Origin of the sequence: Halomonas stenophila (assembly GCF_014192275.1) — a bacterium.
Lineage (GTDB): Bacteria > Pseudomonadota > Gammaproteobacteria > Pseudomonadales > Halomonadaceae > Halomonas > Halomonas stenophila.
Map to the genome: position 1 here is coordinate 1 of NZ_JACHXR010000025.1, position 7,796 is coordinate 7,796.

A 7,796-nucleotide genomic window follows, 5' to 3' on the forward strand; every position below is an offset into this window, starting at 1 on the left:
ACGGGACCTTGGTGTAGGGCCCGGGATGATCGTGCTCGCTTCTGTTGCTCTGTCTGACTCTCCATCAAGATGATGCACTCGACCTGTTTCTGACGAGCGTATTCCAGCAACGGTCGCTCCAGCTCTGGGGTGCCATTGACCGCCAGTAGTCGCCGGGCGAAGTGGTGAGCTTCCTCTGCCAACGTCATCGCCTCCTGCAGCAATTGGTCGGCCATAGCCTCGTCGACGACAAAGAACCCGTGTCGATTGGCCCTATCCGGTTCCGGTTCGTTCTGGGCAACGGGAAGAACCACGCAAGCCCCCAGCTCCAGGCTCTCGGCGGCACAACGCAAGGCCTCGAGGCGCCGCTCACAGGCGACGCCCAGCTCCCCTATGCGAATACTCAGTTCAGCGTCATAGGGCAGAAATCTCAGGGCCAGTCGGTGGTACCGCCACCATGCCTTGATCTCGAGCGTACTAGCCTGCAGGAATGCGTCCTGCGGCAGGAGAGTGAGCGTCTTGATATCGATCATGTAACCTTGCCTCATGGGAGATGTGCTGGGACTCTCCCTGCGTCTTGGGCGCCAGTGTCCAGTTCGGGGGTGATACCACCCCATCAACACAGCCGGCTTGTCAGTTGCCGCGCCTCGTAGCGTCGTCAAGGTCGACGTGGCCAGGCACCAGGTGGTGGATGCCATGCCAAAGGCGCGTTGTCGTTGTCGTTGAGTCTTGTCTGCTGTCGCCAGCCCTAGCTCGTTTCGCCTCCGGATACAGCGACAGCTCCGCTCAAGTAGTAGCCTAAAGAGACGGATCTACGGTCGCATTGACCGGTATCAATGTTCCCGATGACCATGGTTTGCCCAGCTGTGATCTCTCGGTTATTCATCCGGGCCTTCTGGAAAGGCTGGTTGGGTCACATCTCCAGTCTTCCGGGTAGGTTCCGGATGAACAACCTTCAGAGATCTCACAGCTAGTGCGCCGTCCTGGTCAAAAAATATTGGCCGGGGGCCAACCAGGATGATCAATCTCATCCTCACCCACAGCGGAGTCGATTCCCGAAGCCACAGCAGACGGTAGATCTAACTTATTCAGGGGTACCTCGACGACATAGTTTTCATTGGGGTTTTTGCGAATCTCATGCAAGACAGAGGTCAGCTCGTCAAGATTTCCGACCCTTTTGCCGGTCCCACCAACCACGTCGACCAACTTGCTATAACGCCACGCGGGCAGATCATTATAATCGTAGACACTATTCAACAGTGGGTCTGGATATTCCTGCTTGTGACTTCCCTTCCGGAAGGGATTCGGGTTTACCAGCTTCTGCTCGATACCATAAATACCATTGGCCAGCACGAATACCACGGTATTCTGGCCATGGGCATGATGATCCGACACTGCCTGACAGGTTTCTTGGAAAGCCCCGTCCCCCACCACGACCACGGCGCGATTGTCCGGACAGGCACACTTCACCCCTGTGGCAGCGGCCACGGAGTAGCCAATGGAGAGCCAGGCTGCCTGGGCCACGAAGCCGTTCTGGGCAGGGATCCGCACGCTTTGTGCCGCGATGAGCGAGAACCCAGCATCGACGACCAGGACCTCCTCCTGGGTCAGCCACTCGCCCAAGGCACCGAAAAAGCTGTCGTACCCCAACTGCACCGAGCCATCTCCCATCGCCTGAACGGTCGCAAATTGAACGGGTTCAGCCTGTTGAATACGGAGGTCCATCAGATGACGGCTCGCGGCCTGTTGCTCCAGGGCCTGAATCAATTTCACCATGAAGGACTTCAGGTCAACCCCCGGATAGAAACCGGCGCCTATGAACAGGCTGTTGTCGCAGGCCAACACCGTTCTATCACCACGGATGTTCTGATTACCGGTATCCTTCCCTATGGTATTGGCGCCCACCCCGAGCAGAACGCCATCCGTGCCGATCAGGGTATCGATCTCTTCCTTGGTGAGGGTGTAGCAGCCTTCGAAATATTGATTCCGCTCCGACAGTACGGACTTGCTCCAGGCGCTGGTAACGAAACGGATGGGTTGCTCTGAGCTGGCCAGGGTCTTGTTCAGGACGTCCATCAGACGGGCAAAGGTGTCCTGCAAGCCAAAGCGCTGTAATTCGATGCCCGCCCAAACGATGGCCTGCTTCGCTGCGACCAACCTCTTCATGGTGGCCGTCACGGCGTCATCGACCGAGCTGACCGTGCAGATATCGTCCCGACCGGATTTGAGGGGCTCGACCGGCGCCCGGCAAGGAGCGCGCCAGACATCTTCGCATACTTCCAGATACCCGGGCCGGTGTTCCGTCAACATGGCGGTGATGACCGAGTCTATTTGGTAGGTGGCCTGTCGGGCATTGGTGATGCGCTCCGCCGCAACGGTGACGGGGCGGAACATGTTGATGTCGACGAACTGGTATCCCGTGGTATGGGAGTACAGCAGCCCCGTGTGCTTCTCGATGCTGTCTTCCTTGTTGGTCGGCGCACCATTGATTAGCAATACCGGTACCCGTTCGACGAAGGAGCCGGCAATGGCGTTCAGAATGCTGAAGGCGCCCACGCTGTACGTAACGTAGACGGCTGCGAACCCCTTCAGCCTCCCATAAGCATCGGCTGCGTAACCAGCGCAGAGTTCGTTGGCATTGCTCTCGATGTGTCGCAACGGCGAGCACTCGTCGGCAAGTATCGTATCGAGCAGGGGAGCAGTGTAATTACCCGCCACCCCGAACATATGCTGCAGCCCCTGTTGCTCAAGCCTGAGCTTGAGATATTGGGCGACCGTAATATCCCGTTCCATTACCGACTCCTATTGCTTGACCATGGTGTTGATGGTGATATGGGGCCAGGTAATCAGGTTGTCGGGATTGTCTTGACCGAACTTAAGGTGAAACTCCAGATCGATGATCTGAGAGTATTGCAATTGATCAAATTCCTGACCTGTATTTCGATTCTTGACTTTTTCCAGCCAGAACACGGCATGCATACGCGTCGCGTTAGCATGCTGGTGTACGAAAGGGATATTGTTTATCGCACCAGTGGGGGTGGAGTCCATTATGAGGGTTCGAGTATTCAGGATCTCGAACCCTGCAGCTTGCTGCAGTTCCAGGTCTTTCCTCAGGGTGGCGTTCGGGTTTGTGACGTCGACTCCATGGTTCCGGTCATTGTAGGGAGTAAGATAGCCGGGCTGCTCAGTGCCAATATCGGGAGGTAGGCTGGAGATGTCCTGAATTTTGGGTGCTCCCTTCTCGGCCACCGGCGGCTTACCGAGCAGCATGATGGAATCCCCATGGGGGATGGTCCCGCTTCTCCCCACGTTGAACTCGGGGACAGGCTGAGTCTCGCTGCCGTTATTCACGATCTGAGAAAGATTCAGGAACATGCCATTTTCGACATGCAGCGCCTCTCCCGTATCCTTGTTGAATACTCGTTGATGGTATTCCAATGCCGCTACGAACTGGTCTAAGCTGCCCCCGCGGTTACGGGCCGGCGCCCCTGTGCTGCTTACGCTGAGGGTTTCGGAATAGGGGACGACCAGAAGTTTGAAATCGCCGTGGCTTTTCGGGATCGAACCTTGGGACGGTAAGGCAATTATGTTCCATCCCTTGTTGCCGACCCAAATGCCTTGCAGGTCATTGAAGAACTGCGATGTCTCCTGGGATGGCGTGAGCTTTTCGCGGGCAGTCTTTTCCAACAGCTCCTGTGCCAGATCGTCGTGAAGCAGTTTGCTTGACGCGCCGCTCAGGCGTTGAAACTCATTGGTATCGAACTGTTTCATGGCCGCCCCCTTATGGTTTATCGAAGTAGCTAAGGTTGACCGTACCCACCAGACTTCCGGAATCCAGCATCGGCTTTGTAGATTGTATGTTTTTTCGACTACCTGTGTCGAAATTGGGATCGATATGAAGCTTTACCAATTTCTCAACACTCTCCTGATACGACTTCTTGATAGCAGAAGATGGCGATTGTTCATGATTCTTCGCGAACAGCTCACTGATGGGATCCAGTTCAAAGCCCTTTTTCAGCACCCGGTTGGCAGAACGTAGTGCGCCTTCCACCCACCCCTGGTAGTCAGAGAACGCTTCGCCGCAGACATAGATGTTGTCGATAGGCTCACACAGGTATGCCATGACACCCTTGTCATCGGCCCCCACCGCCCACTGGTGAACGCCAAAGCCGAACTCCTGGCTGGAGTCAGTGTTGAAGCTCGTCGTCCCGCTCCAGATCCGTGCGCTGGTCAGGATGGGGTGGGGGACGTAATGGGTATCGAAAAGCTCCTTGAAGTAGTGGGTCGCCCGGTCCACTACGGCTTGCGACGCAGGATAGAGGGTCTGGGGGTCACAATTCGTGTACTCCTGCTGTAGCTTCGAATCGAACGGTTTCCCATGATTCTGAAGCGTTTGCCAGAAGTTGATGTTCATGTAATCGCAGTAGATGGTCAGCGCCGCGGGCTTCTGGTACTTGGACTGAATGATCTCCTTCAGCCTTTTCTCGATCTCGGGTGTAGGGGGCGCCTTGCCGGTGGTCTTCAGCCAATCGCCGTATTCCAGAGCGGCGAAGCTGGCATCATTAATGGAATAGAAGGGGTAGACCGACCCTAGAGGAGAATCCGAGAAGTTGGGGCCGAATGCCACTTCGGGCTGGCCGCTCATCCCGTTACCCCACCACGCCTTGTCGTAATAGAGATTGATCTTGAGCAGGGGCTGGTTGGTCGCCGTCTGCAGGGAGTCCCAAAGTTTCTCCGATTGCTCCGTCGCCAGTACGTTGAGCAGGTCGGAGCCGACAAACAACTTCTCCAGCGCGAGACGCGGCAGCCCCAGTACGATCTTTTTAGCGCTCACATGAACAACTTTCGGCACACCATTATCGTCGATGGTCTGTACCTTGAGGTCATACCCCGGCTGACCTGAATCCTGTTTGGCGATACTCAGCAGCTTAGTCCTGAGGTGGATGCTATTCTTGCCGCCCTTGTCGATAATCTTATTGACCAAGGCATTGGGCAGCGTGCTGAAGCCGTTCTTTAGGGTGCGGAACTGGGGATCGGCAGGAAATTCCTCTAGTAGTTGATAGGCGACCCCAGCATTCATCTTTGACAGGAAGGTGCCATTGAAGCCCGCAGCACGGTACAGCATGGTGATGCACTCGTTGGAATAACCCATGTCACTGAACAGATTCCACAGGGTCCAGTCTTTCATCTTGATGCCGTTCCACTGACACTCCAGACGGAACCGCTGCCAGAACTCTGGCCCTCGCTGCTCGGGCCGCTCGGTGAAATGCGGATTTTCATCCAGGATGCGGTTGAAGACAGTGTTGATGATGGCGTTCGGACTCTGCCCCCGCTCGGCCGGAGCCAGGTCGTAGAGCTCGGACCAGATGGCAAAATCATCCTTGGCGGCGATAGCATTGTTGAAGCTTCTACCACGGAACAGGAGGCGATTGTTGCCACCGCTGTTCATAGGGAAGGGAACGACCTCTTTATCTATTTTCAGGATAATCAACAGGCTCATCAGATTATCCATCTCGTCGAAGGTGAAGCGCATGCCGCCCTCTTCTTCCTTGACTTGGGTATCGCCGATCTTCACAACGTCCGAATTGAGCCTTCCCCCGGTGCGGTGCGACTCGTCGATGATGGTGACATTGTGGTTGTTCTCTATAAGCCGCCAAGCTGTGTACAGACCCGCCATACCGGCGCCGACCACCAAGGTGTCCATTTGACTTGGCAGGGAGTCGCTGTGTTGCAGGTCTTTCAGGGTATAATGAGTCATTATTAGATCTCCTTAATCGATTTTTGCGATTGCTTTAACTCTTCGGTATCACTGCCCGAAGGAGGTACAACCTCAATTCCTCTTAAGTTACCCTATGCCGTGCATATACTTACATCCAGACCACTTGCGAGATAGTAGAGGGCTAGTGGAGGAAACCATCACGCTGCTATCGGGATTTTGCATCAACCTTTTGCCAAATCACTTCCCTATCATCAGACCGTAACTATATAAAAGATGTTACAACCTTTTGAATTCTCATGAATTATAAATCTAACCGAATTCCACGAGGGTTAGACTCCTTTATGCCTTAAGAGACAAACGGGATTCATCTCCTATATCTGCGAAGACGTCGCCGTGGATGTCGGTTCTTTGTCGAATTGAATCTATTGTTACTTGGGAAACTTCGAATATGCCCGCTACTGTCTTCAGGCCATCATAGACAAATGGTTCCCCGAGCCTATCGAAACGGCATCCAGCACGTCTCAAGATCCTCTCCACGAACAAGTCATAAACCGAAACCACATTGACTTGGGCCGCTTTCATCGCAATCTCAAACAGCCCTACAAGAAGTTCACCCGTAACAGTGTTCAACCCGGTATTCATGTAATTATTGGCCGCAGCCGAGTCCACACAGAAACGGGAACTTTCCAAAATCAATGGGTGCCGAATGATTCCTGCCCCTGCCATGGTTTCAGGGAATACTTCGGACAGCATGTGTGGGCCGGTAGTAGGTAACAAGCGTAGAGATGCCAAGAGCTTCCCACGCGGCGAGATAGACATCACATAGAGCGGGTTCATAGCATCGAATCGATCGATCTCTTTATTATCTTTAACTTCAACAGACCAGCCGCGGCGCTCAAAAAAAGTTTTCGCTCGCAATATGTACATCTGTTCTACAAGATCACTCTGGGTGCGGCGAAGATTGTCAGCATAGCCGAACATTATCATCTGCCCATCCTCTTCATAGATGAGTGAATGATATTTCGGCTCATGAGTGAACTCAATACTCAAGAAATTGAGTATTGACTAACTCAGAAACCCTATTCTTATCGCATTGGCGACGGCCTGAGGCTTGGTTGTGGCTGACAATTTGACTGCTGCGTTTCGAAGGTAGAAGTTAGCCGTGTTCTCGGTGATCCCCAATATTTTTGCTGTTTCCCACGCCGTCTTTCCCTCGGCTGCCCACTTGATAACGGATTTCTCTCGCTCGGATAGCGCCACACTTGGTGCAATCTGCGATATTCCCTGCACCTCAAGAATCTTGAGATGGAACATGTAAGCGAATAGTGCCAGGTCACCTAGGTGATTTGCTTTGAAGAACTCCCAATCCTTACTTGTCAGGCTGCTATTGACGGACAAAAGGGCTCTTTCGCCATGGGCACCTCGTATTGGAAATGACACTCCCTGCTGGCTCACACCGAATTCTCTGGCGATACTGAAAAACTCTTTAAGCCGCCTTGTGGTGTATGGCTGCGAGTTCCAGTCAAATGGCAAAATGCCCGATAACCCCTGGATAATTGCAGGATCAATTCGATGATAGCGCTTTTTGAAATAGTGCCTCGCCCACTCCGAAGAATATGTTGTAACGTCCAAGGGTGTATTAGCACTATCTCCAGGCAACGAGACGCCAAGATAAGCAAAGTTCGTCACCTCGTCGCGTGAGGTCAACGACTTTAAGAAATCGCGAGCTTCATCAAGGGTCTTGAATGATGGTGGGTTCTCAAGACGCATCGTAGACCTCTCGTTCTATTTGGTTTCACCTTGCAGACATGCTTTATTCTTATTGAATTATTTCTTTCATTCAGTCCACCGTCAATATAGTTTAGCTTATGCTGATGTTATAGTCGATGACGTGTACCCGGATTATGCACCAGGGGGCTCATGCCAACTCTCACGGCCTGAATGATGTGTAGCAAGCGCGGCCCTACCGAGAGACCGAGCCCCTCTTGCTTGGATTGAGCCAGATTCCCGATGCGATCGGTTTCTGGTCCTGCTGGAGGCCCTGTAGCCCTTACAACGGTTCAACCAGGCGCTGTCGCCGTCCTACTTCCCAAAGGCC

6 protein-coding genes are annotated in these 7,796 nt (G+C 53.5%); all 6 read right to left on the bottom strand.

What is annotated here, in order from left to right:
* On the bottom strand, nucleotides 1-512 hold a 512-nt coding region (locus tag FHR97_RS19945; RefSeq protein WP_183385546.1), incomplete at its 3' end, for a hypothetical protein.
* A gap of 454 nt (nucleotides 513-966) precedes the next feature.
* A complete protein-coding gene (locus FHR97_RS19950) occupies nucleotides 967-2,772 on the bottom strand; it encodes an alpha-keto acid decarboxylase family protein (protein ID WP_183385547.1) in 1,806 nt (601 codons plus the stop codon).
* A gap of 9 nt (nucleotides 2,773-2,781) precedes the next feature.
* Nucleotides 2,782-3,750 carry a heme-binding protein gene (locus FHR97_RS19955; protein ID WP_183385549.1) on the bottom strand — a complete coding sequence of 323 codons (969 nt, stop codon included), beginning with the start codon at nucleotides 3,748-3,750 and terminating at the stop codon, nucleotides 2,782-2,784.
* A gap of 10 nt (nucleotides 3,751-3,760) precedes the next feature.
* Complete coding sequence (locus FHR97_RS19960) at nucleotides 3,761-5,737, bottom strand: flavin monoamine oxidase family protein (protein ID WP_183385550.1); 1,977 nt, start codon at nucleotides 5,735-5,737, stop codon at nucleotides 3,761-3,763.
* 300 nt (nucleotides 5,738-6,037) lie between these two features.
* Nucleotides 6,038-6,685, bottom strand: coding sequence for an acyl-homoserine-lactone synthase (locus tag FHR97_RS19965; RefSeq protein WP_221187886.1), 648 nt, complete (start codon nucleotides 6,683-6,685; stop codon nucleotides 6,038-6,040).
* Between the two features lie 78 nt (nucleotides 6,686-6,763).
* Complete coding sequence (locus FHR97_RS19970; protein ID WP_183385551.1) at nucleotides 6,764-7,468, bottom strand: LuxR family transcriptional regulator; 705 nt, start codon at nucleotides 7,466-7,468, stop codon at nucleotides 6,764-6,766.
* Between the last annotated feature and the right edge of the window lie 328 nt (nucleotides 7,469-7,796).